The 26,975-nt window shown below is 49.7% G+C and carries 30 protein-coding genes; 21 read left to right on the top strand and 9 right to left on the bottom strand.

Annotated elements, in window-relative coordinates:
• The first annotated feature begins 4 nt into the window (after positions 1-4).
• The 5 genes from A7975_RS34310 to A7975_RS35515 all read left to right on the top strand — a co-directional run bounded on the left by A7975_RS34310 (position 5) and on the right by A7975_RS35515 (position 3,013).
• Positions 5-154 carry a hypothetical protein gene (locus A7975_RS34310; RefSeq protein ID WP_176707793.1) on the top strand — a complete coding sequence of 50 codons (150 nt, stop codon included), beginning with the start codon at positions 5-7 and terminating at the stop codon, positions 152-154.
• A gap of 186 nt (positions 155-340) precedes the next feature.
• Complete coding sequence (locus tag A7975_RS23260; protein WP_141680391.1) at positions 341-1,027, top strand: hypothetical protein; 687 nt, start codon at positions 341-343, stop codon at positions 1,025-1,027.
• 24 nt (positions 1,028-1,051) lie between these two features.
• Positions 1,052-2,035, top strand: a complete 984-nt coding sequence (locus tag A7975_RS23255; protein WP_065386681.1) for a copper amine oxidase N-terminal domain-containing protein — start codon at positions 1,052-1,054, stop codon at positions 2,033-2,035.
• 575 nt (positions 2,036-2,610) lie between these two features.
• Positions 2,611-2,784: a hypothetical protein gene (locus tag A7975_RS34305; protein ID WP_176707792.1), complete on the top strand. Its 174-nt coding sequence runs from the start codon at positions 2,611-2,613 to the stop codon at positions 2,782-2,784.
• Positions 2,759-3,013, top strand: a complete 255-nt coding sequence (locus A7975_RS35515; RefSeq protein ID WP_369688959.1) for an aspartyl-phosphate phosphatase Spo0E family protein — start codon at positions 2,759-2,761, stop codon at positions 3,011-3,013. Before A7975_RS34305 ends, A7975_RS35515 begins: the two co-directional genes overlap by 26 nt.
• A 2-nt stretch (positions 3,014-3,015) precedes the next feature.
• On the opposite strand, the gene A7975_RS23250 is transcribed toward A7975_RS35515, so the two are convergent.
• A complete protein-coding gene (locus A7975_RS23250; RefSeq protein ID WP_053372994.1) occupies positions 3,016-3,336 on the bottom strand; it encodes a hypothetical protein in 321 nt (106 codons plus the stop codon).
• 107 nt (positions 3,337-3,443) lie between these two features.
• Between A7975_RS23250 and A7975_RS23245 the strand changes: the two genes are divergently transcribed.
• The 3 genes from A7975_RS23245 (at position 3,444) to A7975_RS23235 (ending at position 6,846) form a co-directional block, all read left to right on the top strand.
• The gene (locus tag A7975_RS23245) at positions 3,444-3,986 is read left to right on the top strand and encodes a VanZ family protein (RefSeq protein WP_053372993.1); all 543 of its coding nucleotides are present in this window, start codon (positions 3,444-3,446) and stop codon (positions 3,984-3,986) included.
• 169 nt (positions 3,987-4,155) lie between these two features.
• Positions 4,156-5,544, top strand: coding sequence for a stalk domain-containing protein (locus tag A7975_RS23240; protein WP_065386680.1), 1,389 nt, complete (start codon positions 4,156-4,158; stop codon positions 5,542-5,544).
• Between the two features lie 114 nt (positions 5,545-5,658).
• Positions 5,659-6,846, top strand: a complete 1,188-nt coding sequence (locus tag A7975_RS23235; RefSeq protein ID WP_176707791.1) for an acyltransferase family protein — start codon at positions 5,659-5,661, stop codon at positions 6,844-6,846.
• A 71-nt stretch (positions 6,847-6,917) separates the two neighbouring features.
• Here A7975_RS23235 and A7975_RS23230 read toward each other — a convergent pair whose 3' ends face one another.
• A complete protein-coding gene (locus tag A7975_RS23230; RefSeq protein ID WP_065386678.1) occupies positions 6,918-7,802 on the bottom strand; it encodes an AraC family transcriptional regulator in 885 nt (294 codons plus the stop codon).
• 160 nt (positions 7,803-7,962) lie between these two features.
• On the opposite strand from A7975_RS23230, the gene A7975_RS23225 reads away from it, so the two are divergent.
• The 6 genes from A7975_RS23225 (at position 7,963) to A7975_RS23205 (ending at position 15,192) form a co-directional block, all read left to right on the top strand.
• Positions 7,963-9,372 carry an MATE family efflux transporter gene (locus A7975_RS23225; RefSeq protein WP_065386677.1) on the top strand — a complete coding sequence of 470 codons (1,410 nt, stop codon included), beginning with the start codon at positions 7,963-7,965 and terminating at the stop codon, positions 9,370-9,372.
• Positions 9,373-9,473: 101 nt separating this feature from the next.
• A complete protein-coding gene (gene infC / locus A7975_RS23220) occupies positions 9,474-9,962 on the top strand; it encodes a translation initiation factor IF-3 (RefSeq protein ID WP_065386885.1) in 489 nt (162 codons plus the stop codon).
• Between the two features lie 55 nt (positions 9,963-10,017).
• The gene (locus A7975_RS34300) at positions 10,018-10,164 is read left to right on the top strand and encodes a hypothetical protein (RefSeq protein ID WP_176707790.1); all 147 of its coding nucleotides are present in this window, start codon (positions 10,018-10,020) and stop codon (positions 10,162-10,164) included.
• 56 nt (positions 10,165-10,220) lie between these two features.
• The gene (locus A7975_RS23215; RefSeq protein ID WP_065386676.1) at positions 10,221-12,575 is read left to right on the top strand and encodes an FdhF/YdeP family oxidoreductase; all 2,355 of its coding nucleotides are present in this window, start codon (positions 10,221-10,223) and stop codon (positions 12,573-12,575) included.
• Positions 12,576-12,606: 31 nt separating this feature from the next.
• Positions 12,607-13,401 (top strand): formate dehydrogenase accessory sulfurtransferase FdhD, encoded by a 795-nt coding sequence (fdhD, locus tag A7975_RS23210; RefSeq protein ID WP_065386675.1) that lies wholly within the window; start codon positions 12,607-12,609, stop codon positions 13,399-13,401.
• Between the two features lie 72 nt (positions 13,402-13,473).
• Entirely contained in the window at positions 13,474-15,192 is a 1,719-nt protein-coding gene (locus tag A7975_RS23205) for an ABC transporter ATP-binding protein (RefSeq protein WP_065386884.1), read from the top strand.
• A 260-nt stretch (positions 15,193-15,452) separates the two neighbouring features.
• Here A7975_RS23205 and A7975_RS23200 read toward each other — a convergent pair whose 3' ends face one another.
• On the bottom strand, positions 15,453-16,142 hold the full coding sequence (locus tag A7975_RS23200) for a hypothetical protein (RefSeq protein ID WP_065386674.1): 690 nt from the start codon (positions 16,140-16,142) through the stop codon (positions 15,453-15,455).
• Positions 16,143-16,265: 123 nt separating this feature from the next.
• On the opposite strand from A7975_RS23200, the gene A7975_RS23195 reads away from it, so the two are divergent.
• On the top strand, positions 16,266-17,045 hold the full coding sequence (locus A7975_RS23195) for a gluconate 2-dehydrogenase subunit 3 family protein (protein WP_065386673.1): 780 nt from the start codon (positions 16,266-16,268) through the stop codon (positions 17,043-17,045).
• Between the two features lie 17 nt (positions 17,046-17,062).
• Entirely contained in the window at positions 17,063-18,778 is a 1,716-nt protein-coding gene (locus A7975_RS23190) for a GMC family oxidoreductase (RefSeq protein WP_065386672.1), read from the top strand.
• A gap of 77 nt (positions 18,779-18,855) precedes the next feature.
• On the opposite strand, the gene tatA is transcribed toward A7975_RS23190, so the two are convergent.
• Positions 18,856-19,059, bottom strand: a complete 204-nt coding sequence (gene tatA, locus A7975_RS23185) for a twin-arginine translocase TatA/TatE family subunit (RefSeq protein WP_053372983.1) — start codon at positions 19,057-19,059, stop codon at positions 18,856-18,858.
• 20 nt (positions 19,060-19,079) lie between these two features.
• Positions 19,080-19,835 carry a twin-arginine translocase subunit TatC gene (gene tatC, locus A7975_RS23180; protein WP_255314472.1) on the bottom strand — a complete coding sequence of 252 codons (756 nt, stop codon included), beginning with the start codon at positions 19,833-19,835 and terminating at the stop codon, positions 19,080-19,082.
• 162 nt (positions 19,836-19,997) lie between these two features.
• Here tatC and A7975_RS23175 point away from each other — a divergent pair, with 162 nt between their 5' ends.
• The 4 genes from A7975_RS23175 (at position 19,998) to A7975_RS35080 (ending at position 23,451) form a co-directional block, all read left to right on the top strand.
• Positions 19,998-20,366, top strand: coding sequence for a c-type cytochrome (locus A7975_RS23175; RefSeq protein WP_053372982.1), 369 nt, complete (start codon positions 19,998-20,000; stop codon positions 20,364-20,366).
• 143 nt (positions 20,367-20,509) lie between these two features.
• The gene (locus A7975_RS23170; RefSeq protein ID WP_065386671.1) at positions 20,510-21,136 is read left to right on the top strand and encodes a hypothetical protein; all 627 of its coding nucleotides are present in this window, start codon (positions 20,510-20,512) and stop codon (positions 21,134-21,136) included.
• A gap of 575 nt (positions 21,137-21,711) precedes the next feature.
• Positions 21,712-22,494, top strand: coding sequence for a hypothetical protein (locus tag A7975_RS23160; RefSeq protein WP_065386670.1), 783 nt, complete (start codon positions 21,712-21,714; stop codon positions 22,492-22,494).
• A 54-nt stretch (positions 22,495-22,548) separates the two neighbouring features.
• Complete coding sequence (locus A7975_RS35080; RefSeq protein WP_255314470.1) at positions 22,549-23,451, top strand: DUF4275 family protein; 903 nt, start codon at positions 22,549-22,551, stop codon at positions 23,449-23,451.
• Here the strand turns inward: A7975_RS35080 and A7975_RS23150 are convergent.
• Positions 23,424-23,876 (bottom strand): hypothetical protein, encoded by a 453-nt coding sequence (locus A7975_RS23150; protein WP_065386669.1) that lies wholly within the window; start codon positions 23,874-23,876, stop codon positions 23,424-23,426. The genes A7975_RS35080 and A7975_RS23150 overlap by 28 nt on opposite strands.
• 189 nt (positions 23,877-24,065) lie before the next feature.
• On the opposite strand from A7975_RS23150, the gene A7975_RS23145 reads away from it, so the two are divergent.
• A complete protein-coding gene (locus tag A7975_RS23145; RefSeq protein WP_065386668.1) occupies positions 24,066-24,497 on the top strand; it encodes an NUDIX hydrolase in 432 nt (143 codons plus the stop codon).
• Positions 24,498-24,579: 82 nt separating this feature from the next.
• Here A7975_RS23145 and A7975_RS23140 read toward each other — a convergent pair whose 3' ends face one another.
• Genes A7975_RS23140 through A7975_RS23130 form a run of 3 tightly spaced genes read right to left on the bottom strand, consistent with a single transcriptional unit; the run spans position 24,580 to position 26,949 of the window.
• Positions 24,580-25,320, bottom strand: coding sequence for an ABC transporter permease (locus tag A7975_RS23140; protein ID WP_065386667.1), 741 nt, complete (start codon positions 25,318-25,320; stop codon positions 24,580-24,582).
• Position 25,321: 1 nt separating this feature from the next.
• Positions 25,322-26,038: an ABC transporter permease gene (locus A7975_RS23135; RefSeq protein ID WP_065386666.1), complete on the bottom strand. Its 717-nt coding sequence runs from the start codon at positions 26,036-26,038 to the stop codon at positions 25,322-25,324.
• Entirely contained in the window at positions 26,035-26,949 is a 915-nt protein-coding gene (locus tag A7975_RS23130; RefSeq protein WP_053372973.1) for an ABC transporter ATP-binding protein, read from the bottom strand. The genes A7975_RS23135 and A7975_RS23130 overlap by 4 nt, the downstream gene beginning before the upstream one ends.
• Between the last annotated feature and the right edge of the window lie 26 nt (positions 26,950-26,975).

Below are 26,975 nucleotides of genomic sequence, written 5' to 3'. Positions count from 1 at the left end.
TTGTATGTTCATACGAGCCAATATTGTATGGCATCAGCTTTGGATGGAATTTCATGAGATGCTGTGGGAAGACTGCTTGGATGAAGATAGGCGCATCGAGATTTATTTGAAGATTGTTTATCATAAAGATAAACTAGCAGCCGTTGGTCTCTAATGTTCAAGTTCTTGTTGTACATATTATAGGTTTGGAAAACCGAGATCCCAAGCTGGCGCCCTGTCACTATGAAGCGTCAGCTTGTTTTTTTGAAAATAAACAAAGGAGAATCATATGAGGTTATAGCTCATGCAGCACCCATATGAAACCAATACTATGAAAATATCTAATAAAATGCTTTTTATAATGGCAGGTGCAATTGTCGTTATTGGAATTGTCATTTATGGCAGCATGAGTCTGTATGCGAAGCTGAATAAGGTAGAAGAGTTAAATGGGCGTTTAGAAGAGACGGCTCAAAATGATGGGGTACAGGCCTCGCCAGAGAGCACTGAGCAGCCTAGCAATCAAGCGGTGCAAAAGCCGGAGGATGAACCAACGCAGACGCCTGTTCCGGTTCCAACGACTCAGAGTGAGGAAGGCCTTAAGTCTAGCCCGGATGCAACTTTGACACCAGAACCAACGTCTGATAATTTAGATATAGGCCATAAGCCGGAGGATGAATCTACCAATACGGATGATAAGTCCCAGAAGAAGAAAGAGATTGTTGCTTCGGTTACAGCGAAACTAGCGAAGCTGAAATCGTCGTGTCAAGCAAGCAGCAATAGTTTGGTTCAGCAGATCGCAGAAGAGCTTAGCGCGGATAAAGACGCGACGCTTTCGACGATTCAGAGCAAATATCTGAATAAGGTTTTTGCTGCCGAAGCCGACTGTGATGCTAAGTTTAATCAGTTAATAAGCACTGCCAAGAGCGAGTACAAGGCAGCCGATCTAGGTGATCAGTCCTTCCCTGATTGGAGCTCGCAATACGAGAGCGCGAAGGCTGCTGCTAGAGCCAATGCGCTTACTGTAATTGCTAACTCGCTCAAGAAGTAAGTTCTATTATTTTTAGGAGGCGCTATGAAAAAGTCACGTGTACTATCTATTTTTCTTGCCATTATGATGCTGTCATCTGCACTGGCAACCGTCGCATCTGCGGCAACAACGACGATTAAGGCAACAACGCAGCCGATTAAATTGCAATTTGATGGACAAGCTCTACAGCTGCCGGACGGTCAGTATTCGTTTATTTATGAGGGGCGTACATATGTGCCGATTCGCTACATTTCCTATGCACTGCAAAAAACGGTGAACTGGGATGGCGGAAAAGCTACAATCTCCGAACCGACAGAGAAGGAGCTTGCCGCACTGAAGAAGCAATTGCAGAGTGCAGCATCAGGTAGCCCAAAACCGCAAGCAAGCGTTGAAATTACGATTCAGCCTGTCAAGGCAACGCTCGTATTTGATGGGAAGACAGCAGCTTTGCCAGCTGGCCAATCCATTTATGGCTATAAAGGCTCCATCTATGCGCCACTACGCTTCTTGTCAGAGTCCGTGGGCACGCAGATCAGCTTTGATCCCGTGACTAAGACGGTTAGCGGCGAATCGGCTGCTTACCGGGCTGAACAGGGTGCTGGCGGAGGTGTGGTTCTGCCAGGAACAGGCGGAGGCACAGGTGGTACCGGTAATAACGCTGGCAATGGCAATACTGGAGGTAATGCCGGCAATGGCGGCGCGGGCGGAGGTGTGGTTAAACCGACATCTGAGCAAATTACGGCTGAAGCTGAATCGAAGCTTAAAGCATTGAAGGCAAGCTGCGATGCAACGCTAAAAGATATTGGCATGCAATACATCCTAGCGTCGACTGCTGAGGAAAAAGCTAAGCTCAAGGAGAGTGGCCGCTCGGAGGTTAACAAATGTTCGGCGAGTTTTGAGGTCATTATGACGGATACGACGTCTAAACTGACAACAAACGGCTACAGCACGAGCATCATTGCTTCCTATCGCGAAGCTTTCAACAAGGACATTGAAGATTTAAAAGCAATTGTAGCAACAACGGCATAATCAAATTTTGAAACAAATAAGTGGGGCGGTAGCGAAGTCGATGAGACTTCGTTACCGCCCCTTTTTTTGGCTATGCTGCTGACCGTAATAACAGCAAAAACATTGTATTAATATCTTGTTTTGCATGTTTTTGTCTTTCTTTACTTCACAGTGCAACGAAATGTAAAAAAATAACTCAATTCACCAGTAAAGCCACTACCATAGTACTAAAATATGAATTACACTAATATTACACGCCAGCCTAAATTCATACAATAGTGGTAATCTAGGGGGACTATGGGCATATTTAAAGCGTTTTACCGAATGGATGACTATACTTCCAGCCTAGTTGCTGGACGCAATATATACGTTTGTGAGGTGGGTCAAAATACTCAATCCCGTGAGCTGCTTTGTGCGGCACCTTACAGCCTGTTTCACTACTGCGGCATAGTGGTAAAAAATGATAGTGCATAACATAAGGGATAGCTCAGAGTCCGGGTATAGAGCGTTTTGTGCGGTACGAATCAAGAAGCTCATGTGTATGCTGCAATCAGGAATCTATATACCCTTTTATTAGTCCAGAGAGGCGAAGTCGAATGGAAGATATGAAGTTGGAGTATGCTGGTCCGAACATAGACAGCTGCAAGAAAGCTGGCGATTATTTTGCGAATAACCAAGCTGCAAGAAGGTTGAATCATCTATTTTGCGAGGAAATGCCAGTAGGTGTCGATTCGAATATACTAAATCAGGGAGAGGTGCGGGTCCATTAATAGAGATACTGTTCTACAGAAGATAAAGCTAGAGCAGACGATCGAGCTGCTGCGGCAGGAAATGGTCGAAAAGCTATTAGTGAGCCAGTCTTACCAATCTGATGAAGTGCTAGGAGCGAGCCAAGCGTTGGATCGCGTTCTAAATTGCTATGATTGTGTAAGATATGAAAGGAAATGTAAAAATGAATCCAATTGCGCATCGCTTACATTTTCATTTGAAAGAAAATAGCTCTATTTAAATATCCGTTTACGCTTGTTATTCTTATATTTGTACCAGTATTTACCGTTTTCATCCTTAAAAACCCTTATTCCTATTAGCTTAAATGGTGTTGTTATCTCGGTGAACATTAAATAACTAGACATATGATCTCCCTCTTTCGCATCTTTTAAGTAATAATACCAAACTTTAGACATATTGACTATATTAAAATAGGACTTTTTTACTGCTATCTTTTTATATTTGATTGGGTTATACTTCTTTTTCTTCCAAATACGTGCTATTAATAATGTCAACGGCTGCTTCTTTTGAGCGAGTTTGCCGTTTTTTGGCATGCCTTCTCCTGTCCCGAAACGCTCAAATTTTGTTTGTGTGATTCATTTCAAGTATGATAGAAGGAGAAAAGCGGGAGAAGACTGCTGAGCAGGAGGTGCAAGAGAAAATGAACAAATCTACGAGATGGATACCAACCTTAATATGGGGCATTTTGTTAACCGGATGGCTCGCGCTCTTATTTATGTTTTCGTCCCAGACCTATGAGCAGCAAAGTATTCAGCCTTTCTTGCGGAGCCATTTTAATTATGATCAGCTTGTGAGATGGCTGCCTGATATGACGATTACCTATCGAGCCAGCGTTATTAATTCACATGATCGGCCATATAGCTTCATTGAATTCCTATTTCGCAAGGGCGCGCATTTATTTGTGTACGCTACGTTTGCTGCCATGCTGTTTATGTTCCTGCGTGCGCTGACCCGCGGGCGTTGGTTCATTTCGATTGTGCTTACGCTATTGGTTGCCGTTGCCGTCCCGGCGCTAGATGAATGGAATCAGCTGGGCTCTGATGAGCGCACGGGCAACGCGACGGATGTGGTGCTTGATTTTGCAGGAGGCTGTGCGGGGCTGCTTGTCTGCTTGTGTATTTTAGGGGTTGTTAAGCTGTGGCGCTCCCGTACGCGGTCTCGATCAAGAAATAGGCATTACTAGGCGCACGCCTGCTAGAGCTGCCATTCAACCGCTGAGAGCGGCTTGAAGGGCGCTTTTTTTTATATGCGATTCTTTTTAAAAATCTCAATCGATTCATATCACAACTTTTTTAAAGCAAATTCGTCTAAATGGTATAAAATTCAAACTTTGTTAATTAGGAGTGACGTAATTGAAACGATCCATTGCCTTGCTGCTCGTCTTATTGTCTATGCTGTCATTAGGAAACAACAACTTTGTGTACGGAGCGAAGGTCCAAATCCTCCAAGCGATTCCGCTAACCCAAGTTATTGATATCGATGATAGAAGCTATTCGGAGTACTTCTACGCCTTACAGGAGGACGGTACGATATGGATAGGCTCTGATCATGCTCCTGCTATTAGAGGACCTCAAATCAAAGGAGCCGTAAAAATCTCGGGCAATCTTGTCCTTACCGCTAAGGGAGACGTATGGACTTGGAGCACCAATCCTGCCGATCATCCGAAGCGAGTTCCGGAGCTATCCGGTATTCAAGATATTAGCGCGGGGCCTGCGTTTATGGCTTTAGATAATAAAGACCGAGTATATGTATGGGGCAACGTATGTTATGTGTCGCTTATGAGGCCAGACCTTCAGGATCGCCAAGGACCGTCATGCGTGAATCCCAGCCAAGCTTCGCAAGCAGATGTGGATCTAGCGAATATTCCTAAGGTTGCGCTTGAGAAGGTGAAGGCGATTCGGAGCTCGCTGCAAAGTCTAATGGTGCTGATGAGTGATGGGAAAACGGTACAATGGTATGGCAATACCTACATCATGGACATGGGAATGCATAAGGTGGTTTCACAGGCGCCCGTAACTGATTTTACCGGCTTTGACACCGATGTGGTTGGAGGCGGGGAAGTGAAAATGCTTCCAGATAAAGAGCTGGTATCAGCACTGCCGAATGCTCAATTTAACAAGCTTAGTGTGAGCTATGAAAGCTTTTATTCGTTATATTTGAAGCAAGATGGCACAGTATGGAGCAAGTCGGACTGGGTGGATGGATCGCTGCAGCAGATACAACCTTTGAAAAATATCGCTCAGGCCCATGCGATCGCCTTAAATAGCGGCACAGCCTTGGATAATAATGGTATAGTCTGGACGTGGGGGAATCGCAGTAATATGCCTTATGCTGGAATACCGGACAAAATCTTGAGCAAGGTAGATGCGAAGCCTGCTCTGCGGCAGTTATCTTTGAAAATCAATGGGAAATATATACCGTCGGATCCCGGACCTATCCAAATGAACGGAGTCACTTTCGTACCGCTTCGTGTATTATTTGAGTCGATTGGCGCAAAGGTTAACTACGTTAATGACAAGATCGCGGTTACATACATTAATCAAGTATTGCAGATAAAGGTATACGATACAAATGCCGTTTGGAACGGCGAAAATATCAAAATGAACGCAGCGGTGACCTCCTATCAGGGTAAAACGTATGTGCCTGTCAGGTTTATTTCAGAGGCGCTAGGAGCGAATGTGCAGTGGGATGCCAAAGATGGCTGCGTTGTTGTACAGTTTGCGGCATCAAATGCTCATTGAATGGTTTGGAATGGTCTGGAAGAATGTGAAAAATAAATGCGGACAAAGCGGCATGCTATCCCTTATAATCGTCTTTGTACTTTAAAGATTCGGTAAATGTGGAGGAGTCGCAGCTTGCAGCGCTATGAAGAGTTAGATTCGCTTAGAGGATTGGCAGCGCTTGCCGTTATGGTAGGACATTTCTTAATGGTGTTTACGCCAATCGTGCAAAATACATCAGGCTTAGGCTTTTGGGATTATCCGCTAAACCTGCTGAAATATACGCCGCTGCATGCGATTTGGGGCGGCCATGAAGCCGTCATTATGTTTTTTCTGCTTAGCGGGTTCGTGCTTTCCTTGCCGTTTTTCAACAACCGCCAGCAGAACTATACGAAATATGTAATCAAGCGTATATGCCGCATTTATATTCCTTTTCTAGTTGCTTTAATGATTGCCATTGTGATGAGGGAAGCCGTCTACGTATCGAAGCTGTCGGACTTTACGGCTTATTATAATAATCTGTGGGTCATTCCGCCGGATATGAGCTCGATTATGCATCACTTGCTGTTCATTGGAAATTACAATACGACGAGGTATGATCCGATTCTTTGGACGCTCGTTCATGAGATGCGCATCTCGTTATTATTTCCGTTTATTATGTTCATGATTGTAAAAGGAGGCTGGAAATTCGGACTTCCGCTTGCGATCGTTTTATCCTATGGGGCTGCGATTATGCTCGAAAATATAGAGACCCGCTTTATGACCAATTTTGTTGTATCGCTGCATTATGCCTCCTTCTTTATCGTAGGCGCGCTGCTTGCGAAGTATCAGAAAGAGCTGAGGGCGGCCTTCTCGAAGCTGAATGGCTGGTGGACAGCCTTGCTTCTTGTAGCGGCGTTATGCTTCTATTCGTTCAAATGGATCGGCTATGGCGAGGATTTCCATGACCGGTTCATGCCGCATGGCGGCGATTGGATGACCGCGGTCGGCGCTTCCATCTTTATTATAGCAGCGCTATCGTCCGTTCGATTGTCGCGGCAGCTGCAGCGGAAGCCGTTGCTATTTTTGGGCAAAATCTCATACAGCCTCTATCTCTATCATATGATCGTGTTGTTGTCGCTCATTCATCTGCTGAATGGAGAGCTGGATGCGCCGTTTATCGTCATGCTCGCCTTTGTTGCCTCGTTCGGAGCGGGAGCGCTAAGCTACTATTTCATAGAGCTGCCGTCCATTCGATTAGGCAGGTGGCTCACAAGCGGAGGCAAGAAGCCGATAGCGGCAGCTGTGGGCAGCGGAGAGAGCACAACTACGTCGGCAGGTTAATAGCGTGAAATAGAAGAAGGGAATGGCTCGCCTAGCGGGAGCCATTCCCTTCTTTGCATGCTGCGGCACGCTCACCCATGAGAGAATCGCTGGCGATACTTGCGCGGGGAGATGCTCTCGTATTTGGCGAAGCAGGAGGTGAAGTAGGCAGCGTGGTTGAAGCCGACCTCCTCGCCGATGCGGGCGATCGGGAGGTCCGTCTGGAGCAGCAGCAGCTTCGCCCGTTCGATGCGGAACCGCATTAAGTAATCGAATGGAGCGCAGCCAAACTCCTTCTGCATGCACCTGGCAATGTATACGGGATGAAAGTTGATGCTCTCGCCAAGCTCCTGCGCGGTTATATGGTCACGGTAATGCTCTCGCAAATACGAGGCGGCTTGCTCTGCGCATAGCGCTGATGGCGACGGGCCTTGCGCCTCCATAGAAGCGGACAGATGCTCGATGACCTCTTGAAAAGCGAGCTGCTGCTTCCATTTTACGCTTGGAATATGGTCATTCATATTTAGCTGCACGAGCTGGCGCAGCAGATTGTCCATCTTGGAGGGCTGGAGAAGCTTGGCGAATTGCGGTAGCTGCTTCGTGAAGGTTTGCGTAGTATAAATGTTCGACGTAAGCGCTCTCACTTTGCTGCTGTCCCCCGGCTCCTCCGTCACGGATTGATCCGACACGCTCCATGCGCCGGTCGTCTGAAAATGAATCCAGTAATAAGCGGTCTGCTCTTGGCAGGCCAGCGTGGCGTAATGATGGGCATCCGGTCTCAAAATAAGAGCATGGCCGGCGCTGATTTCATAGTGCTGCTCTTCTTCTCCCATATATAAGCACCCTCGCGTTACGACCAGCAGGTCGAACACGCCGATATTGCGCCGGCTCGGATGTTTACGGCCTGTAGGAGCCACGGTATACCCTCCGATTATATAGTGAGGGAGCGGCGGAATCGTCAAGTGAATGATCGTCATAGCATGGAATGCTCCTTGTATATTCGAAGTTGGAATCGTTATAGTTTCGGTTGTAAAAGTGATACATCAAGCTCAGTATAGCATCTATAATTTGAAATGACGAACGATGAAAGAACAACGGATGAGGTCTAATGAGAGACCGTCGCAGGGGGACACTAGAATGGCTTTATCAGACAAAAAATTTTCACTCTGGATACTGGCTTGGCCTATATTCATTGAATTGTTTTTGCAATTTCTGCTCGGAGCGGCGGACACGCTGATGGTTAGCCGGATTTCGGATGATGCCGTAGCGGTTGTCGGCTTCTCCAATCAGCTGTTTCAGGCGCTTACGACTTTGTTTATAACGGTGGCGAGCGGGGCGGGCATTCTCATCGCGCAGAAGATCGGCTCGCGAAACGGCGAGGATGCGCGTACGATTGCGATTATGGCGGTTAACGTAAGTGCGGTGATCGGTCTTGTCCTTAGCGCTATACTATTCCTGATGCCGGGACAAATCGCATCGGTGCTTCAGCTTCCGGAGCATTTGCTCCCGCTTGCCAAAACGTATATTTCGATAGTTGGCGGAGGCATGGTGCTTATTGCGCTCATGTCGGCACTCAGCACATCGATTCGTAACACGGGCAATACGAAGGGACCTATGTATACAGCGATAGGCATGAACGTCGTGCATGTCTTTTTCAATTATGCGTTTATATTTGGAGCGTTTGGTTTTCCAAAATGGGGCTTGATGGGCGTAGCGATTTCAACTGTGCTTTGCCGCCTGCTGGCAACGATCGTGCTGTTTATTATGTTTCTCAGCTCTTTCGAGCGTACGATTAGCTTGCGTGACCTTAACGTATTTAACCGCAAGCTATTCGGTGACATCATCCGCATCGGCTGGCCGCTTGGCGTAAATATGTCCTGCTGGGTGTTTACGCAGCTGCTTATATTCACCTTCCTGGCTATCCTCGGCTCGAATGAGCTGGCAGCGCGGACGTATATGAACACGCTGGAGTCGTTTTGTTTCATGCTGGGCTATTCCATTGCGCTGGCGGTGCAGATTCAAATTGCGCATTTGTTCGGCGCAGGGCGGGTGAAGGAAGCCTATGGCCTTGCCTTCAAGGCGATGTGGATTGGCCTCGGTGTAGTCACGGTCAATGCGTTCCTCATCTATCTGTTTGGCCGGCAGCTGCTTGGCTTGTTCACGGATAATACAGAAATCGTGGCGCTTGGCGTATCGCTGCTGGGGCTTAACCTGGTGCTGCAGCCAGGCAAAATGATCAATATGGCGCTTGGCAACGCGCTAAATGCAGTCGGAGATACACGGTTTACGATGTGGACGTCGGTGTTCTCGATGTGGCTGATCGCGACAGGCCTGGCTTACTTTGTCGGGATCCATCTCGGCTGGGGCTTGGTCGGCATTTACTTATGTATGATTCTAGATGAGTACGTGCGCGGGGTGCTGTCGCTCATTCGCTGGCGAGGGAAGAAGTTTCTTCGAAGAGCGGAGCAGAATGAGGCGGAGGCTAGAGTAAGAGGGGTGGATACTGCTGGCGGCTCGCTTTCAAAACAAACCGCGCTAGACGTTTAATAAAAGCGTATAATAGGAGTAGGAAATGACAGCGGCTTTGCTAGTAAAGGCTGCTGTTTTCCTTATTCACGGCATAGGAGTGATAGATTGATATGGCATCCATGGTCATTATGAATGAAAAAATACGCGCCTCCGAGGTGCGGCTGACCGGCCTTCGGGGCGAGGATCTTGGCATTGTCTCGCGCGATGAAGCGCTGGCGAAGGCACGCGAGCTGAAGGTTGATCTTGTCTGCACCTCGCTGATGAGCAGTCCGCCGCCGTGCAAGCTGGTAGGCAAGGGCCAGGCGAAGCAGCAGGCGGATCAAGAGAAGCGCAGCTCCAAGGTGAAGGAACAGCCAAGCAAGGTAAAGGAGCTCCGCTTAACACCGCATATTGAGGAGCATGATTATGATACGAAGCTGCGGCAGGCGGCGAAGCTTCTTGGCTCGGGCAACGGCGTGCAGCTCGTCGTTAAGATTCAAGGCAAGGAAGGTCCGAAAGCGAAGGAGCTTCTCGAGCGGATGCTGAAGGATCTGGCGGAGAGCGGGAAGAAGCAATCGGGTATTCAAGTGAGCGGGAAGCAAGCGGCGGTGCAAGTGCAGCCTTTGTGAGTAGGCAGCGATTGAGCGGAAGCTTTTGTAGGAAAAAATCTGAGCGGTGTCTTGAATGTGCACGGAAAGTATCGTTTTCGTTCTTGGGCTGCTCGGGGTTTTCCTGCATCTCCATCCGTTACGCTATGTATGCGCTTACTTAACGGGCAGCCAGCTGACGCAGCCAAACGTATTAGAGGCAGAAGAGTTTGAAGCAGCATGAACAGCTTAATGTGCTAAATGGTATTCATTCGATGCTATTAACGAGGTGAATCATTAATGAAGAAAACCGTTCATACAGGACCTATCAAGCTGCCAAAGCGGCCGGACCCGAAGCTCTGGGTCAGCAAAGCGCCGTTTGGGCTGGGACGAATTAAGCCGCATCATATACGCGATACGCTCAAGGTGGCGTGGGATAACCGCGACAATCTGCCGTATGCTTACCGGATTTTGACGCAGGGGGTATGTGATGGCTGCGCTTTAGGCGTATCTGGATTATATGACCAGACGCTGAGCGGCCCGCATATTTGCACGACGCGGCTGAACGTGCTTCGGCTTAATACGATGCCGGCCATTAAAGCAGCGACGCTTCACTCCGATATCGATGAGCTGCGCAAGCTGGACAGTACGCAGCTGCGCAAGCTGGGGCGCTTGCCGTATCCGCTTATAAGGGCGAAGGGGGAGCGCAGCTTCCGTAGGCTGTCATGGGAAGATGCGCTGGATAGAATTGCGGCGAAAGCAAGGTCGATCGATCCGAAGCAGCTGGCCTTTTATTTAACGGCGCGCGGCATAACGAATGAATCATATTATGTGGCGGCGAAAGCGGCGCGGCTTATCGGAACCAACAATATTGATAATGCGTCGCGTATTTGCCATTCTCCCTCGAAGACGGCGATGAAACGCTCGATTGGCGTAGGAGCCTCCACCTGCAACTATAAGGATTGGATCGGTACGGATGTGCTGGTGTTCTGGGGCAGCGTAGCTGCGAACAACCAGCCGGTCTCAACGAAGTATATGTATGCCGCTAAGCGGAAGGGAACCAAAATCATCGTCATCAACCCTTACCGCGAGCCGGCGATGGAGGGCTACTGGATTCCGTCCATCCCGGAATCGGCGCTGTTTGGCACGAAGCTGGCCGATGACTTCTACCAGGTGAATATCGGCGGCGACATTGCGTTCATGCATGGCGTGATGAAGTGCTGGTTCGAGATGGAGGAGGAGCGGCCGGGCTCGGCTGTTGATCATGCTTTTGTGCAGGAGCACGCGAATGGCTACGAGGAGCTGAGGGCTCATATATTGAAGCAGGACTGGGAGCTGCTGCAGAAATCCTCCGGTCTGACCAGAGAGCGGATGAGGGATTTCGCGGAGCTGCTGGCAGCAGCGAAGTCCGGCGTCTTCGTCTGGAGCATGGGGCTTACGCAGCACCGGTTCGGAACGGACAATATTTCGCAGGTGGCGAACCTTGCGCTGCTGCGCGGTTTTCTCGGCCGCGAGTTTTGCGGCTTGATGCCGATTCGCGGACACAGCGGCGTGCAGGGCTCTGGCGAGATGGGAGCCGATCCGTTCAGCCTGCCCGGCGGTGAATTTAAAGGCGCGGATATAAAGCGGGTGGAGCAACTGTGGGGCTTCAAGCTGCCGGATTGGCAAGGAGATATCGTTGGCGTATCGCTGGAGAACGCCTTGCTGCCAGAGCAGCACGAGCGCAGGCTGAAGCTGTTCTATACGTCAGGCGGCAATTTTATCGAGACGATGCCTGATCCTGATTTTGTGAAGCGATGCTTGGAAGCGGTTGATCTGAGGGTGCATCAGGATATTATGCTGAACAGCTCTACGCTGCTTGACGCGCAGGAGGAGGTCATCGTGCTTCCAGCTATGACCCGTTATGAGCAGCCCGGCGGCGGCACGTCCACTTCGACAGAGCGGATGGTTTATTACTCGCCTACGATTGAAGGACCTCGTATGGAGGAGGCGCGTGCGGAATGGCAGATCTACGCGGAGCTGGCTGCGCGCATTCGTCCTGAGCAGGGAGTGTTGGTAACCTTCAAAGATGCCGATGCGGTCAGGCGGGAGATTGCCCTGGCAGCGCCCTATTACGATGGCATCCAGAAGCTGAGCAATCAGGGCGATGTGTTTCAGTGGGGCGGGGCATGGCTGTGCGAGGACGGCATTTGTCCTACGGCAGATGGCAAAGGCAATCTATTGTCGATTGAGCTGCCTGAGCTGCGCATTCCCGAAGGGCATTTCTATGCGACGACGAGGCGAGGCAAGCAGTTCAATTCCATGATTTACGGAGAGAAGGATGCCTTCAACGATGCCGGGCGCTACGATGTGCTGTTGAATGAAGCGGATTTGGCTGAGCTCGCAATCGTAGAAGGAGACGCGATTGTCGTCTACAACCGGAACGGCGCCTTCCATGGCAGGGCCAAAAGAGAGGATATCGCGCGCGGAAATATCGAGCTGTACTGGCCGGAGGGCAACAGCCTTTTTCCAAGAGGGGTCTATGAGCCGCTTGCGGGCATTCCCGAGTACAATACATCGGTAATTGTGGAGCGGGCGGACACGTATCATGCCTTTAAGGATACGAAATATATCGAGAAGCGGGTCGTGGAGCTTGAGACCGAGCCGCCGGCTTAGGCAGGTACGTTGACAGGGAAGGGGCACACGGATGGATCTATCTAACACGACAAAATGGCGGATACTCAAATACGACGGTAAGGGGCATTGGGAGAAGGATGACGATATCGCCGCGGAATTTCCGCTTACCTTAAAGCTGGATGGCGAAGAGTTTGCCACTTTAGTATGCTCGCCGTCTGACCTTCAGGAGCTGGTCATTGGTTTCCTCGCTTCCGAAGGCGTTATACGCGCGGCCGGGCAGGTGAAGTCCATGTCTATCCATGAGGATACGGGGTTTGCCTATGTCGAGCTTGAACATAAGCATACGGTGAGCCTTGACCACTACTCCAAACGTTTTATCGGCTCCTGCTGCGGTAAAGGGCGCCAGTTTTATTTGCACAATGACATGCTCACGGCAAAAACGATCATGACCCGCACAACCATATCGGCTGAGCAGTGCATTCGCTTTATGCGGGCGCTGCAGGACAGCTCGGCGGATTTCCGCAGCACAGGCGGCGTTCACAACGCCGCCATCGGAACGCCCGCGGAGCTGCTCGCCGTGCGAACGGACATTGGGCGCCACAATGCGCTCGACAAGCTCTTCGGGTATTGTCTGCTGCATCGCCTCCGCACCTCGGACAAAGTGATCGCATTCAGCGGACGGCTTTCCTCCGAAGCGGTGCTGAAGGCGGCGAAGATCGGCTGCGGCATTTTGCTAAGCAAGTCAGCGCCTACCGATCTTGCCCTTCGGCTCGCGGACGATTTGGGCATCACCTGCGTCGGATTTATACGCGGCGGAGAGATGAACGTCTATACGCATCATGAACGGATAGATTTTGGCAATTGATTGACAGGTTGGTAGTGATTGTATATCATTTTAATGAAAATGATTATCACTACGAAAGTGAAGGAGTTTATGATGCTTTTACGATTTTTTGCCTACTATAAGCCTTACAAAAAGCTGTTCCTGCTCGATTTCTGCTGTGCGGTTCTGCTCTCGGTGCTGGAGCTATGCTTCCCTCTAGCGGTCAGCTATGTCATTGATACGCTGCTGCCGGACGAGAACTGGGGCCTGATTATTTCTGCCTGTGCCATTCTTCTTGTTGTTTATGTCATTAATACCATTTTGCAATATGTTGTTACCTATTGGGGCCATATGCTAGGCATTAACATTGAGACGGACATGCGGAAGAAGCTGTTTGATCACATTCAGAAGCTGTCTTTCCGATTTTTTGATAATACCAAAACCGGTCATCTTATCTCTCGTCTTACGAATGATTTGTTCGAGATCGGCGAGGTTGCCCATCATGGACCGGAGGATATGTTCATTGCCGGGATGACGCTGGTCGGAGCATTCGGGATCATGGCGTATATTAATTTGGAGCTGGCGATTCTAACGTTCGTTATCGTTCCTATCATTATATGGCTCGTCCTGCTGTTCAACGGTAAAATGACGAAGGCAGCGAATCGTTTGTTCTCGGATATGGCTGATTTTAACGCTCGCGTCGAGGATACGGTTGGCGGCATTCGTGTCGTTCAAGCATTCTCGAACGAGAAGCATGAGAAGAAGCTGTTCAAGGTGAACAACCTGCGCTTCCGCGAAGCAAAGCTGATTTCTTACAAAATTATCGGCTTGAACTCGTCGATTACGTACATGCTGATGAGGCTCGTATCGGTATTTGTGCTTGTGGCGGGCACGTGGTTTGTCATTAAGGGAGACCTGAAATACGGCGAGTTTATTAGTTTTGTTTTGCTGACGAACATCTTCTTTAAACCGATTGAAAAGATTAACGCCGTTATCGAAAGCTATCCAAAGGGCATCGCAGGCTTTAAGCGCTACGTGCAATTGCTGGAGACAGCGCCAGACGTTGCGGATAAGCCGGATGCGGTAGAAGTAGATCGTTTAAGCGGAAATATTAATTATCGCAATGTGACGTTCGGCTATGAAGGCGAAGCGAAGGTGCTGCAAAATATCGACCTAAACATTCGTGCAGGCGAGACGATTGCGTTTGTCGGGCCTTCCGGTGCCGGTAAAACGACGCTTTGCAGCTTGCTGCCGCGTTTTTACGAGATCGATGGCGGCAGCATTTCGGTTGACGGCTACGATATACGTGATCTGAAGCTCGAATCGCTGCGCAAGCAGATCGGTATCGTACAGCAGGATGTGTTCTTGTTCGCGGGCACGATTCGTGAAAATATTGCTTACGGCAAGCTGGGCGCGTCCGACGAGGATATTTGGCAGGCCGCGCGCAGAGCGAAGCTGGAGGAATTCATCCATGCGCAGCCGCATGGCTTGGATACGGTTGTCGGCGAACGCGGCGTGAAGCTGTCCGGCGGGCAGAAGCAGCGCCTTGCGATTGCGCGGATGTTCCTCAAAAACCCGCCAATCCTTATTCTCGACGAAGCGACATCGGCGCTCGATACGGAAACGGAAGCGGCGATTCAGCAGTCGCTGGCAGAGCTTTCCGTTGGCCGGACGACGCTTGTTATCGCGCATCGGTTAGCGACGATCAAAAACGCGGACCGTATCGTTGTTGTAACGGAGGAAGGGATTAGCGAGCAAGGCCGTCATGAAGAGCTTGTGTCGGCGGGCGGTATTTACAGCCGCTTGCATCATGCGCAGTTCGGCGCCAAATAAGAGCGCTGCTCCTTGGCGGTTAATCAAGTAGAATATCCATTTCAAATGATAGAGCGTTTCTAACGAAAAAACGCCGTCAACTCCACATCCATAGTGGTTTTGGCGGCGTTTTTCTTGATTGCTGAGCGTGTGCTGCAACGCAGCTGGCGAATTGTCGCCTTAAGAAGAGCTTCTATTGCATAAAGTACAAATCAGCCTAATTATAATCTGAAAAGCGGCTGCCGGCCTATCAATTGCCGGCAGCCGTTTTTTATATAGGCTTAACGGCTTTGCTCCGCCTTCACCAGCCTCAGCAGCTCCCGAATGCCGTTTGCTACCTTGTCGGGAGAAATATTTTTAGCCATCGCGTCCGTACGAATCTGCTCGATCAATTTAACAGCCTTCGCGCCCGTAACGGTCAGCACCTTCACGTCCCCGCCCATGAACGTCTTAATTTGGCTTGCTGCCATCGCCAGATTATCATGGCTGCTTTTGTCTGTGCCGCTAATGCCGCCGAGACCATTTTCCGGCGAGTAGCCCTTGCCGGACAGTCCTTCGGTCTGATCGAGCAGCTTTCTTTGCACGCTGTCGTACTGCGAAGCAGACGCGGCATGCTTCTCCGCGGCGAGCACGACCGTATCGTCGAAGACGAATACGCGCACATCGGGAATGCCAATGCCGCTGAGCCGGGATTCAAGATGCGCGGAGAAGCCGTTCGCGTGCAGCCCGGAGCTGCCGATCATGCTGTAAACGGAAGTTCCCATGCCGTAAGTGGTTTTGCCATGCTCATTGGTCGTATGCAGCTTTGGCCCGCCTTCGCTTGGAATGATGTTGGGATCATGAAGCATATGAGCCTGCTGCTTCACCTCTGCTTTTGTTTGCGGTTTTGGCGCTGTCCCCGTGGCGCAGCCGGTTAAGGCCAAGGCCAAAGCGGCAGATGTCAGTACGAGCAGTTTGCGGGTGGTAGTCATTGAAGAATCATCCTCCATAGGTTGCAATTTCTTTTTAGGATGACCCTTTCCATGAAATGAATATTCATGACTTCTTGGAAAATAATAAAGGGGAAAGAATGAAGTTTCCAGGAGGTGCAAGCATTGGATCGGATAGACAAACAGAAAGACCCAGGCAAACGAGCGGTAGACAGCAACTCCCGTCGTAAGTTTCTAGTCAATACCGGTTATGCGCTCGGCGGTATCGTTGTGGGCGGCGCGCTCGGTTCTCTGATCAAAAGAAAGCCCGCTGCGGAGACTGCGCCAGCGGCGCCGGGGAACGGGAATGCTGCTGAGGCAAAAAACTACAATCGCGCGCTCATGTTTTTTACACAGGAGCAGTTCCGGATCGCCGAGAGCGCGACTGAGCGTATTTTTCCCGAGGATGAGAATGGTCCTGGCGCGAAGTCACTGGGGGTAGCGTTCTTCATCGACCACCAGCTGGCAGGCGAATGGGGCTTTAATGGCCGGGATTATATGACGCCGCCTTTCTTCACAGGGGAGAAGGAGCAGGGCTATCAAGGGCGTTTGAAGCGAAGGGAAATATTCGAAATCGGGCTGCGCGAGATGGAAAACTACAGCAAGACGAAATACCAGAAGAGCTTTGTAGAATTGTCCGGCGAGGAACAAGATGAGGTGCTTAAGAGCTTCGAGTCTGACGCTGTGAAGCTGACGACGATCTCGGCAAGCAGCTTCTTCAAAATGCTGCGCAGCAACACGCTTGAAGGTGCGTACAGCGATCCGCTATATGGTGGCAATATGAACATGAACGGGTGGAAAATGCGCAGCTATCCGGGCAATCAGATGAGTTATACGAACATCATTGATAAGGAATTTACGAAAATCGAGCCGAGCAGCCTGCAAGATCATTTGGTTTCTCACTAGCGAATCGGGAGGATAACATGGCCAAAACATTACCGAAAACCGATGTCGTCATCGTAGGCGTCGGCTGGTCCGGCGGCATCATCGCAGCGGAGCTGACGAAAAAAGGGCTAAACGTCGTCGGACTAGAGCGAGGCAAGGAACGCAAGACCGAGGACTATTTTATGGTGCACGACGAGCTGCGTTACGCGCTGCGGTACGAAATGATGCAGGATCTGTCCAAGGAGACGATTACGTTCCGCAGCAATGAGAAGATTCGCGCGCTGCCGATGCGGCAATATGGCTCTTTTCTAATCGGAGACGGTCTCGGCGGAGCCGGCGTTCACTGGAACGGCCAGACGTACCGGTTTTTGCCGTACGATTTTGAAATCCGCAGCAAGACGATTGAGAAATACGGAAAAAATAAAATCCCAGCCGATATGACGATTCAGGATTGGGGCATTACCTACGATGAGCTGGAGCCGTACTACGATAAATTCGAGAGTATGGCCGGTATTTCTGGGGAGGAGAATCCGCTCGGCGGCAAACGAAGCAAGCCTTTTCCGACTCCGCCGATGAAAAAGACGCCGGCTATGCAGATGTTCGTGGATGCCACCACCCGCATGAAACTGAATCCGTATATGATGCCATCGGCGAATTTATCGGAAAACTATACGAATCCCGACGGCATTGCCCGCGCGGCATGCCAGTACTGCGGATATTGCGAGCGCTTCGGCTGCGAATACGGGGCGAAAGCCGATCCTGTGGTGACCGTTATACCGGTTGCCAATAAGACGGGGAAGTTTGAAATCCGCACCCATTCAAACGTTCGCCGCATTTTACATAAGGGCGGCAAGGCGACTGGGGTCATGTACACGGATGTGACGACGGGAGAGGAAATCATTCAGCCTGCGGATATCGTCGTCGTGACGAGCTATGTGTTCAACAACGTGCGCCTGCTGCTGATGTCGGGGCTTGGGAAACCGTATGATCCGTCCACTGGCACGGGCGTTATCGGCAGGAACTACGCATACCAGGTTGCCAAAGGCAGCGCGATAGGCTTTTTCGAAAAGCAGCAGTTCAATAACTTCGCGGGCGCAGGCGCGCTGGGCGTCTCGATCGATGATTTCAATGGCGATAATTTTGACCACTCCGAGCTTAATTTTATCCATGGGGGCGTCATCGCGATTGGCCAATCCGGCTCCCGTCCGATACAGAACAATCCCATTCCGTCGGGTACGGCTTCTTGGGGCCATGAATTTAAGGAGAAGTCGGTCCATTATGCAAATCGTACGATTGGTGTAGGCGCGCAAGGGTCCTCGATGGCGTTCAAGCATCATTTTCTCGATCTGGATACGACGTATAAGGATGTGTATGGCGATCCGCTGCTTCGCATAACCTTCGATTTCGAGGAGCAGGACCGCGAGCTGGCGAAGTTTCTGTCCCAGCGCTGCTCGCAGATTGTGAAGGAGATGGGCGCGGATAAAGTGGATTATTTAAAGGATCTTGGTCCGTACGAAATTATGACCTACCAGTCGACGCATAATACGGGGGGCGTCATGATGGGAACGAAACCGGATACGTCAGCTGTTAATACGTACAGCCAAATGTGGGATGCGGACAACGTCTTTGTCGTTGGCGCGAGCTCATTCCCGCAGAACGCCGGCTATAACCCGACGAATACGGTTGGGGCGCTCGCTTACCGCGCGGCTGAAGGGATCTTAAAGTATAGGGAAAAGGGCGGCCTGCTGGTTTAAAGGAATGAGGCGCCTGCTAAACGCACAAAAGGGCCGCTCCCGAAGCGATACGGGAGCGGCCCTTTTGTTGTTTCAGATTAAAGCAGCTTCTTAATGTCATCCTTGTTGTCCGTGGATGGATCGGCTTGTTCCTCGTCAACAATGCCGCGCGTTGAGCTGCGGAATTCGCGAAGCGTATCGCCGAATGCTCTGCCGAGCAGCGGAAGCTTGGCCGGCCCAAATACGATGAGCGCGATAAGCAAAATAATAACTAACCCTGATACGCCGATATTGTTAAACATGTGCAGATCTCCTTTATAGTTCAAGTAGGTGTAGGGACAGCGGCAAGCCGCTTGGCGTACCTCCGGGTAACGAGCACGCTGATCTCGAAGAGCAGAAGCAGCGGTACGGTTACGGAGAGATGCGAGACAAAGTCCGGCGGGGAAATGCAGGCCCCAACAACGGCTAGACTGACATAAGCGTATTTGCGCGAGCTGCTTAGCCGTTCAGGAGTCAGCAGCCCTAGCCTCGTTAGGAACAAGATGATGAGCGGCATCTCGAACGCGACGCCTAGCGGGAACACGACGCTGAACAGAAAGCTGAAATACCGATCGATGCCATACGTCTCAACGGCGCCTACGTTTTGGTTCATTTCCATCATGAAGCCAAGCATCATCGGAAATACGAGAAAGTAGCTAAAGGATACGCCTGCAAGAAACAACAGGAACGATACGGGCACATAGGCCAGCGTCCCCTTTGCTTCCGTTTCCGTCAGTCCAGGCTTCACGAATGCCCATGTCTGATAGAGCAGCACAGGCAGCGTGAACAAAATGGCGAACAGGAAGGCGCAGCGCAAATAGATGAACAGACCGTCCGTAAACGAGAAGACGTTCCACTCCACCGATTTGGCGGTTAGTCCTGACTTGATGTATCGCAAAATGGCCGGGGACACGTACAGCCCTCCGCTCATCGCCACGAAAAAACAGGTGATTACGATGATCAGCCTCTTTCGCAGCTCGGTCAGGTGGTTGACCAGATCCCCCTGAATATCCACATTATCACCCCGCATCACAAGCATTTTACTGTTAATCCCCCATGACATTTCCTTAGGATAACCAGTAACCCTACGGTTATGCGCTGCCTTTCCTATTTTGAAAATCTTTGGGAAGCTCTTGCATATGCGCCGCGTTTTTCGGGAAACGTAACAATTATTCTCCCTAATTTAGGAGGTAAAATGTTAATGAGAAAAAATAAATGGATTCTTTTGATTGCCGGCACAGCGCTGGTAATCGGGCTGTCCGCTTGCGGCGGCAATAAGACGAACAACAATGGCGGTGCAAATGAGAAGCCGCCAGCCGAGAACAATGGCGGAACAACCGTTAATAAGGAGGAAGCAGAGTCCTTGTACGGGAAAAACTGCGTAAGCTGCCATGCGGTTGACCTCTCCGGCGGCGTAGGTCCCAACCTGCAGAAGGTAGGCTCCAGAATGACCGTCGATCAGATTAGCGCGCAGATCAGCAATGGCGGCAACGGGATGCCTGCTTACAAAGGGCAGCTGAAGGATACGGAGATTGCCACGCTTGCAGCATGGCTGGCCGAGCACAAGTAGGGTTTGCAAAGGAATGGAAAAAGGCTTGAAAAAGGGGCAGCCGCGGCTGCTCCTTTTTTTGCTGTAATTAGCTGGAATGGAGTGAATTAATGATAAAATAACTTAAAACCAATATCATTCATCAAAAAGAAGCGGGTGCCATCATGACAATAATAGAGACGCTGCCGGAACCGGAATTGCTAAGAAAGCAAATGATTATTCAGGCCGCATTAGATACGATTTTGTGCGAGGAAGATTATCTTCGTTACCATAGCTTTGATCCAAGCTGGGGCCCTAACGTCTCACTCGCGAAAATCGATAACGGAGCAGGAGATCACCTGTTTATTCTTTTTGCGCCGGAAGGCACATTGTTAAAAGGCTTTGACCACGAATCGGAGCTGAGTCCATATGCGAACGATGAAGAGGAAACAGATCCGGGAATTTATGAAAAGTTTCCTAGCACGCTCGTTCATTTGCTGGATGATGCTGCGCTTGAGCGGGAGGTCGTTACTTTTTGTATTTGGCGGGAAACGGGCGATACGTCGTGGAAAAAAGGAAATGCGGAAGTGTCTCAGGATGTTGACGGATCTGGCTTCTTGATTGGTACGATCTTTCAGACGGCTGAAGACTATGTGGACTTCGCTAAAGGCTACTATGAGCAACAATTTCCGCTTGCCATCATCTCGCAAATTTATCAAGGACTTCCGATCACGGCTGAAATGATCCAAACGCTAAATCCGGAGCGTGACGTGGAGGAAGCGCTGAAAGAGCTGGCGCTGCTTGGGCTATAAGGAGTTATGAAGGAAAGGAGCTGTCTCAAAAGAAGTGAATGTTTTCGGAAAGATTTTCGAATCTCAAGATTGAGCGGCTCCTCGCCCGCCCGCTTGTTTGGCGGAGGGACTGAGCAGAAATAAGGCTAATTTCTAGACCTATTTCTAGAATTTCAGCGAATATGAGTGGAATAGAGCTAGATTCTAGCCCTATTTTCATACGAATGCGCCTCAGCGGCTCATATGCGGGGGACTGAGCAGAAATAAGGCTAATTTCTAGACCTATTTCTAGAATTTCAGCTAGTGTGAGTGAAATAGAGCTAGTTTCTAGCTCTATTTTCATACGGAAGCTCCCCAGCGGCTCATATGCGGGGGACTGAACAGAAATAAAGCTAGTTGCTACACTTATTTCTGGAATTTCAGTTTCAAGGAAAGGAGCTGTCTCAAAAGGTCAGAAAAGACCTTAGGGCAGCTCCTCCTTTTTTGATTTGGATGTACACGAGGAGGTTCTACAAAAGTTAGAACTGCCGGCAGCTCATGCGCTTCGTTATGATTGATAAATAACAGCGTAATAGCTGCAAAGGATGGGGATCGGCATGGTGGACCAATCGATACATCTCTTGATACGAAAGTTTTTTACGACCTATATCGTAACCGTGTTAGCTTCTTTTCTGATGGCCGTTTCAAGCGTCTTCGGGAAAGGCGAGTGGGAGCTTGCCCGCAATAGCGGGAATGAGCTGATCGGATGGATGTTTGTTTATATCATGTACATTGGAACGATTGTCCTTTTCTTCGGGAACGGAGTAACGCTGGTTTTAGAGTGGGTTCGGGTAAAAGGAATAATCCCACACTCTTGGATTATCGTTGTTTTGCACGGCATTTTTGGAATGGCGCTTGGTCTTCTCTTTCCTTATTGGTTGTTGGTCTTGTACGGCATGGCGACTGCATTAGGGTATGGGATTATCGATTGGTGGCTCAGAGTAAGGCCTTTAGGGCCAAAGGGAATGATCATCGTTGCTCTTTCTCCCGTGATTCTGTATGGGGTGTCTTGGGGAACGCTACAGTTCCTTTCGCCGCCGATGCCGCCTTTTACAATAGAGGAAGCCGTAGCATTTGCTACTGCTGGGGGGGATGGAACTTCTATCGGTGTATTCCCTGATGAAATTGGGCGATGGCAAGGAACGGTTGACGGTTATCAGGTCGTTAGAGAAACAAGCGCGAGAGTGATCGCCAATAACGAATATATCGTTACCTTTAGCGAAAGCTGGACCAAAGATGCGGAAACGAACTCGCGGTACCTGTCTTATCGAGTAGAACGCTCAGGCATGACCTTTTACAAAAGAGAAGGGGAAGACCCTCCATACCTAAAGCGGAAATAGATTTTTGAAGGAGAATGTGGAAGCTGCCTCTAATTATAGATGAGAGGTGATTTTATGTTTTCCAAAAAGAGGCATATCCGGATTGATGACGAGGAATGGGTGGAGGACGATGAGGAAGCTCAGGTTAGCGTAGTCGTCACTTTTCCTGATTCTTCGCAATGGCTTGCTAATGTTTATACTTTAAAGTGTATCCAGTCGATCCGAGAGGATGATTTGCGCAGAGGCAAGGGTGCATTTATGTGGTCAGCTCAGCCATTAATTATCGTAGATAAAATAAGCAGGCAGCATATCGAAGAAATGATTGATAAAAGCATCGCCGACAGCAGCTTCGAGTACTTTTTTGAATACTTTGGCGCGGTTGAGCCCAGACGGATTAAACAGTTCCCGGAAGGTTTTTTTGAAAAGGATTCGACCATCGATGAAGAACTGATCATTCGTCAAGCGAGCACGCTGCTGCAGATGCTGGGTCACTCGAGCGATGAATTTAAGGAAAAGGTCAAAGAGTACTTATTTGGCGAGCGGGTAGAAGGGATCGGGCATCTGAAGCTGTTGCCGATTCTGGAAGCTAAAAATATAAGAGCGGAGAAAGCGGATTTTGACGGACAAGACATCAAACGAAGGTGGGAGCAAGCATTTGCCGAGGGAATAGACGCTGTTGAGAAAGAAACCATTTATATGGACCAGTTTTTATGGCATGTCTTCAGCTGCAAGAGAAAGCCGTGCTTAAGCGGAGAGGCGGCTGCCGATGCCTTTCTTGCTGTGCAGAAGCAGGAGTGTTACGTCTTTTATCAGCATTATAACTTTGTCTTATATATTGAAAATGCAGCTGATTTGACCTCGGCAGATTTGGAAGGCGAGTCTGACATCTACATCGTGGATCAGTCGTTTACATGGACCTACGTGCAGACGCATGAGTCGCAGTGCGGGCCTTATTTTAGCAGCATGGCGCCAATATAGATGATTAGGGATGCAAGCATAAACAGCTTGTGTCCTCGTTTTTTTAACGCAATGAAAGTGCCGATCGTAAATACAAGTGACGAGCTTGCAAAGAGCAGCATGAACAGCACCATTTCGGGAGAAAAGAGATCCTGCAGACGCCATAAGCCAAAGCCCGTCAGGAAGGGAACGGATGCCGCCGCGGCGATACTTAATCCGATGAACAGCAATGTCCGCAGCCAAAGCGAAGCGCGGCCCCAGCGGAACATGAGCGTATAGAACGGGAGAATGATGAGCAGGTATGGAGGGATGGTCCACCCAAGCAATTTACTCCACTCGCTGCCGATACCCTGATCATAGATCAACGACAAATAACCTAAATAAGCGAGAACGCCTGCAAAATAGCTAGTAACCGCCACCAGAATGTAAAACAGTATTTTTTTCATATGCCGCACACCTCTTCTTTCAATAGACCATCTTCGAATGCTTAAATCATATCGCATATAGGAAATAGCGCAGTAGTTCTATCTTTTGTAGTACCGACCGTATAATCCAGTTGTAACCAAATCTGTATTTCTCCCGTCTGTGACTATGAAAAGATGAAATGCTACCAAATTGAGGCTAGGGGAGTTCAAATGTCCAATAAGTTAATGGGTGCGGCAGCGGTCATTTTGAATGGTGAAGGGCATATTTTATTGGTTAAGCACAGCTATGGGAAACTGAATTGGGAGCTGCCGGGTGGCTTGTCCGAGAAGAGCGAGTCAGCCGAGGAAACGGCGAAGAGGGAGGTTGTTGAAGAGACGGCTCTTGATGTGAGCGTAGGACGGTTAACGGGTATCTATTACGAGCCGCGCAATGATATGCATCATTTTGTTTTCCTTTGTCAGGTAACCGGCAATCCATCTCCGCAGCTATGCTCCCCGGAGATCCTAGAGTGTAAGTATTGGAGTATAGATGATTTGCCTAGACCGATTAGCGATTTCACTTTACAGCGCATACGGGAGGCTATGAATCCTGATCCCGACCGTTTATTCCATATAATCGGACCAAGGCAATGGCTGGAGTGAAGGGCGGTTTCATTTCTATAAAAAACGGCAGTCTAAAGCATGTTCTGCATGCTCTATACTGCCGTTTTTTTGTAAGAAAAGATTATACTTCCTTTCGCTTAAAATAGAGCAGGCCGGCCGCCAGAAATACAATAAAGCTGCCTGTAACGGTAACCAATATGTTTACCAGCGGCAGGCCGAAGCCGCCAAACTCTTGGTCGCTAAAGCTCAGCATCGCCAGCATAGGCTGCGCCCAAGGATAAAACGGCGCGAATCTCTCAGAGTTGAGAATCAGCATATTAGGTATGGTCAGCATAACGTTTATGACAAGCGGAGCGGCGAAGCTGCTCCAGCCCACCGATACGAGCAGCTGCAGAGCCGCAAGCGGAAGGCAAGCGAGCCAGCCGCCTCCAATTCCCGCGAGCAGCATTCCCCATGGCAGACTGCCGCCTATTCCTTGATAGGAAGCAGCAAGAAGAACAGCGCCAAGGAACAACAATTGCGTGAAGGCTAGCAAAAGAGCGACAACGGTAAACTTGGCGAAATATAGGCCTGTTCTGGAAATAGGAAGCGTGAGCAGCTGTTTCCAGCCTCCGCCCGCATGCTCGTATCTGCATACGAAGGCGGAGAGAATGCCCGTTAGGATTGGCAAAAACAGCATGGCATGGAACGCAGCCATTGCAGAGACGAGCATGGCGTATTTCTCCAGATCCAAAGTCGAATCGAGAGAAACAAATAAACCAATGGCGAGCGACAGGAGCGGGCTGATCGGAAGGAGCAGCCAAATGAATGATTTGGACAGCTTAAGATGCTCCGAAGCCACTAATCGAAAAAAGGCGTTCATTTCAATCCACATCCTTTTTGTTGAAATGAATGTTGCCTATGCCCCATATGATCACGCCGGTTAACAGCCCAGCGCCGACGAAGAATTCCTGATGCGGTCCCAAATAACCATACATAGGCCAATTAATAGGAAACCACTCGGGCAGTTGGAAGGTGAAGACAGAGCTAACGGCAATCATGACGCCAAGCGTGATAGGGACGGCTTGATTTTTGATCGTCATGCATAACCACAGGAAAAGTGCTAGCGCAGGAATGGAGGCGAAGAATGGCAGGAAGCTAAGCCTTAAAATACCAAGCACCGGCATATCTCCAAGCTCAAACCGCAAGGTTAACCCAAGTACAGCGACTCCAACCGCAAGAATAACGCAGGATAACGTTAGCAGTATGATGCTCAGCGCAAACTTGGAGCAAAATACGGCGGTTCTAGAAATCGGCAGGGCAAGCAGATGCTTCCATGCATTCGTACTATGCTCGACATTGGCGAGCAGCGAAGTGACGAGGGTAACACCAAGAAACAGCGAGATGGGAACAAACATTAGAAAGTTTTCCAGCAGCATCTCCCAGAGCCTTCCTGCGTATTGCTGCGTCAAATAGTCATAACGGAGTCCGAAATTGAGCGCCTGCATGGCGATCAATCCGATTGGGCCAATAAAGATGAGAAGCCAAAGCCCCTTGCCGCGTATTTTCAAAAAATCGGACGAAAGCGCCTTGGCCATCATAGCGGCTTTCCCTCCCCGACAATTTGGAGAAAGAGGTCCTCAAGCGACTTTCTTTTTTCCTCAACCCGGTAAATATCATGATTCCGTTCAACGAGACTTTTTACGATGCGCGCAATGGCAGGGTTGCCCGTCTGCTCAAGCAGCAGCGCTGAACCGTTTTGCACCGCTGCCACTCCTTGCTGCCGCAATGCGCTCAGTGCCAGCTCAGGCTTGGAGACGACAAGGGAGATGCTGCCCTGCGCCTGCTGATGAAGATTTTCAATCGTATCCTGAAAAACAAGCTCGCCCTGACGAATGATGCCGACCGTTCCAGCCGTCAGTTCTACCTCGCTCAACAAGTGACTGGATATGAGGACGGTTATGCCATGCTGCTTGGGCATTTGCTTGATGAGCTCGCGTATTTCCAAGATGCCTGACGGATCCAGTCCATTTGTTGGCTCATCGAGCATAAGCATCTCGGGATTGCCAAGCAGCGCGCTAGCGATGCCTAATCGCTGCTTCATTCCGAGCGAATAACCCTTTACTGGCCGCCGCGCATCTTTGGCCAGCCCTACGATATCCAGCACCTCGGCGATTTTAGCGGCAGGGACCCCGATGATACGCCTGATCGCTTCGAGATTGTCGATGGCATTTAAGTGCCCATAATAAGACGGATATTCAACAAGGGAGCCAATTCGCCGCAGGATCGACAGCCGTTCCTTGTTCAGGGACTTGCCAAAAATATGGACAGACCCGCCCGATGGCTTAATTAACCCAAGCAGCATGCGGATCGTCGTTGTTTTGCCGGCGCCGTTTGGTCCAAGAAAGCCGTAAATATCCCCTCTTGCAATTTTCAAATTCAGATTGGAAACCGCATAACGTCCTTTGTAACGCTTGCTGAGTCCTTTCGTTTCGATAACCCATTCATTCACGTTAATCACCTCAGTACTTACATTAA

The sequence above is a fragment of the Bacillus sp. FJAT-26390 genome, assembly GCF_001682865.1.
In the GTDB taxonomy this organism is placed as follows: Bacteria; Bacillota; Bacilli; order Paenibacillales; family Paenibacillaceae; genus Pristimantibacillus.
This window is presented reverse-complemented; position numbering and strand designations above follow the sequence as displayed.

Bases quoted from the DNA above. Each gene is read 5' to 3' on its own strand.
- A7975_RS23140 (WP_065386667.1), bottom strand. From the start codon at position 25,320: ATGAACGCCTTTTTTCGATTAGTGGCTTCGGAGCATCTTAAGCTGTCC.
- A7975_RS34300 (WP_176707790.1), top strand. From the start codon at position 10,018: ATGTGCACGGAAAGTATCGTTTTCGTTCTTGGGCTGCTCGGGGTTTTC.
- tatC (WP_255314472.1), bottom strand. From the start codon at position 19,835: ATGCTTGTGATGCGGGGTGATAATGTGGATATTCAGGGGGATCTGGTC.
- A7975_RS23230 (WP_065386678.1), bottom strand. From the start codon at position 7,802: ATGACGATCATTCACTTGACGATTCCGCCGCTCCCTCACTATATAATC.
- A7975_RS23135 (WP_065386666.1), bottom strand. From the start codon at position 26,038: ATGATGGCCAAGGCGCTTTCGTCCGATTTTTTGAAAATACGCGGCAAG.
- A7975_RS23150 (WP_065386669.1), bottom strand. From the start codon at position 23,876: ATGAAAAAAATACTGTTTTACATTCTGGTGGCGGTTACTAGCTATTTT.
- A7975_RS23160 (WP_065386670.1), top strand. From the start codon at position 21,712: ATGGTGGACCAATCGATACATCTCTTGATACGAAAGTTTTTTACGACC.
- fdhD (WP_065386675.1), top strand. From the start codon at position 12,607: ATGGATCTATCTAACACGACAAAATGGCGGATACTCAAATACGACGGT.
- A7975_RS23170 (WP_065386671.1), top strand. From the start codon at position 20,510: ATGACAATAATAGAGACGCTGCCGGAACCGGAATTGCTAAGAAAGCAA.
- A7975_RS23145 (WP_065386668.1), top strand. From the start codon at position 24,066: ATGTCCAATAAGTTAATGGGTGCGGCAGCGGTCATTTTGAATGGTGAA.
- A7975_RS23205 (WP_065386884.1), top strand. From the start codon at position 13,474: ATGCTTTTACGATTTTTTGCCTACTATAAGCCTTACAAAAAGCTGTTC.
- A7975_RS23215 (WP_065386676.1), top strand. From the start codon at position 10,221: ATGAAGAAAACCGTTCATACAGGACCTATCAAGCTGCCAAAGCGGCCG.
- A7975_RS34310 (WP_176707793.1), top strand. From the start codon at position 5: ATGTTCATACGAGCCAATATTGTATGGCATCAGCTTTGGATGGAATTT.
- A7975_RS23175 (WP_053372982.1), top strand. From the start codon at position 19,998: ATGAGAAAAAATAAATGGATTCTTTTGATTGCCGGCACAGCGCTGGTA.
- A7975_RS34305 (WP_176707792.1), top strand. From the start codon at position 2,611: ATGGAAGATATGAAGTTGGAGTATGCTGGTCCGAACATAGACAGCTGC.
- A7975_RS23250 (WP_053372994.1), bottom strand. From the start codon at position 3,336: ATGCCAAAAAACGGCAAACTCGCTCAAAAGAAGCAGCCGTTGACATTA.
- A7975_RS23255 (WP_065386681.1), top strand. From the start codon at position 1,052: ATGAAAAAGTCACGTGTACTATCTATTTTTCTTGCCATTATGATGCTG.
- A7975_RS23260 (WP_141680391.1), top strand. From the start codon at position 341: ATGGCAGGTGCAATTGTCGTTATTGGAATTGTCATTTATGGCAGCATG.
- A7975_RS23225 (WP_065386677.1), top strand. From the start codon at position 7,963: ATGGCTTTATCAGACAAAAAATTTTCACTCTGGATACTGGCTTGGCCT.
- tatA (WP_053372983.1), bottom strand. From the start codon at position 19,059: ATGTTTAACAATATCGGCGTATCAGGGTTAGTTATTATTTTGCTTATC.
- infC (WP_065386885.1), top strand. From the start codon at position 9,474: ATGGTCATTATGAATGAAAAAATACGCGCCTCCGAGGTGCGGCTGACC.
- A7975_RS23200 (WP_065386674.1), bottom strand. From the start codon at position 16,142: ATGACTACCACCCGCAAACTGCTCGTACTGACATCTGCCGCTTTGGCC.
- A7975_RS23190 (WP_065386672.1), top strand. From the start codon at position 17,063: ATGGCCAAAACATTACCGAAAACCGATGTCGTCATCGTAGGCGTCGGC.
- A7975_RS35080 (WP_255314470.1), top strand. From the start codon at position 22,549: ATGTTTTCCAAAAAGAGGCATATCCGGATTGATGACGAGGAATGGGTG.
- A7975_RS23245 (WP_053372993.1), top strand. From the start codon at position 3,444: ATGAACAAATCTACGAGATGGATACCAACCTTAATATGGGGCATTTTG.